This is a genomic window from Acinetobacter stercoris, from assembly GCF_900323515.1.
GTDB lineage: Bacteria > Pseudomonadota > Gammaproteobacteria > Pseudomonadales > Moraxellaceae > Acinetobacter > Acinetobacter stercoris.
The window spans coordinates 1-1,711 of sequence record NZ_OOGT01000365.1 but is presented as its reverse complement, the minus strand read 5'-3'; the positions used below and the strand labels follow the sequence as shown (position 1 = coordinate 1,711).

The 1,711-nt window shown below is 36.6% G+C and carries 2 protein-coding genes and 1 rRNA gene; 1 reads left to right on the top strand and 2 read right to left on the bottom strand.

Annotated elements, in window-relative coordinates:
- Window positions 1–9 precede the first annotated feature (9 nt).
- A complete protein-coding gene (locus KPC_RS19535; protein ID WP_213065920.1) occupies window positions 10–522 on the top strand; it encodes a lytic transglycosylase domain-containing protein in 513 nt (170 codons plus the stop codon).
- Between the two features lie 50 nt (window positions 523–572).
- Here KPC_RS19535 and KPC_RS19530 read toward each other — a convergent pair whose 3' ends face one another.
- The gene (locus KPC_RS19530) at window positions 573–1,295 is read right to left on the bottom strand and encodes an AAA family ATPase (RefSeq protein WP_228212358.1); all 723 of its coding nucleotides are present in this window, start codon (window positions 1,293–1,295) and stop codon (window positions 573–575) included.
- 156 nt (window positions 1,296–1,451) lie between these two features.
- Window positions 1,452–1,566 (bottom strand): 5S ribosomal RNA (gene rrf, locus KPC_RS19525).
- Window positions 1,567–1,711 lie beyond the last annotated feature (145 nt).

The following is a 1,711-nucleotide window of genomic DNA, read 5'->3' as shown; positions in this document are numbered from 1 at the left end:
AATAAACATTTGCTTATTATTGCAATAGTTTCCTTGATCATTAGTGGTTGTTCATCATTAGGTGGTGGTTCTATACAAAAAAGATCAGCAAAACTATCAACAGGCATTCAAAAAGCCTATTCTGTTGACCCAGTAACTGCAAACCGTGTCGCACCTATTATCGTACAAAGTTCAGATCGCTATTCGATTGACCCATTACTGTTGGCAGCAATGATCAGACAAGAATCGAGTTACCGTAACTATGTAGTTTCACCGGCTGGTGCAGTTGGATTAACTCAAGTCATGCCAAATTACTGGCAACAAGCATGTCCAGGCGATTTATTTGAAGAAACTGTAAATGTAAACTGCGGATCATATATTTTAGCGAAATATAACCAGACTTCAGGAAGCTGGAAAAAAGCACTTGCTTACTATAATGTGGGTCCTACAGGCTACCACTCAAGTTGGAGAATGAAACGTCAAGGTAAGAAATATGCTAAACAAGTAAAATCACATGAGAAAAACTTAAAGAAAGCTTTATAAAATCTCTGTTTTTCCAACTCAATTGAGGCTTTTTCACTTATAAAGAGTGATTATTCCTCAATGATTTGATGTATTCTTTTTTGATAATTAATTAAAAAATCTTTTGTCATACGATAATGATCAGTATCTTCGTAACAGATTTCACGGATTCCTGTATCAGAAAACTGATAAATTTTTGCATTTGGATAAGCCAATAAAATAGGAGAATGGGTCGCGATCACAAACTGTGACCGACTTCGACAAAGCTGATGTAGCATGGATAATGCCGTCATCTGCATGGCTGGAGACAAAGCTGCCTCCGGTTCATCAAGTAAATATAAGCCATTACCTTTCAATTTATGAGTAATTACACTCATAAAGGCTTCACCATGTGAACGATGATGTATGGTTCCACCATAACCTTGTAAATAATTAAGCTCATGCATATACGTGGCAACGTTATAAAAACTTTCAGCACGTAAAAAATAATAGTCCTGAGGCTTGTGATAACCTTTTATAATTCTCAGGCTTTGATGTAGACCTGATGATGTAGATGCCGTGCTTAGAGAAACATTTCGAGTACCTCCTTCTTCAGAAAAGCCTAATCCCAATGCCAGTGCTTCCAAAATCGTAGATTTCCCGGAACCATTTTCCCCTACAAAAAAAGTAACATTAGGATGAAACTCTATTTTCTCTAAATCATTTACAGCAGGAATAACAAATGGATATGCAGCCCAATCTAGTCGTTCTGGAGACAAAATTTGCATTGATCCAATATAGCTAGAATTGTTCATATCCTATAATTTATATTGAATTATGAATACAAAGCAAATGTTAAATAAAAAATAGCGATATAACCTTATTCATTATGTTATTTATCTCATTTAAAATTTTTTCTCCCCATAAAAAAGGCACCCTGATTCTATTGAATCAGGGTGCCTTGAATAATGAGCTGGCGATGACTTACTCTCACATGGGTAACCCCACACTACCATCAGCGCGAAGAGGTTTCACTTCTGAGTTCGGGATGGGATCAGGTGGTTCACTCTTGCTATGGTCGCCAGCACAACTGGGATGGTTAATCACTCAGGTCTTATTTTAAATGCCTGTGCTTTCGCCAAATGAGTTATTAACAGTTGACTGCTTTGAATCTGAAGTTTACGTTCTCGCATAAACTAAATCAAGTTACATTGTCTGGTATTCAATCAAT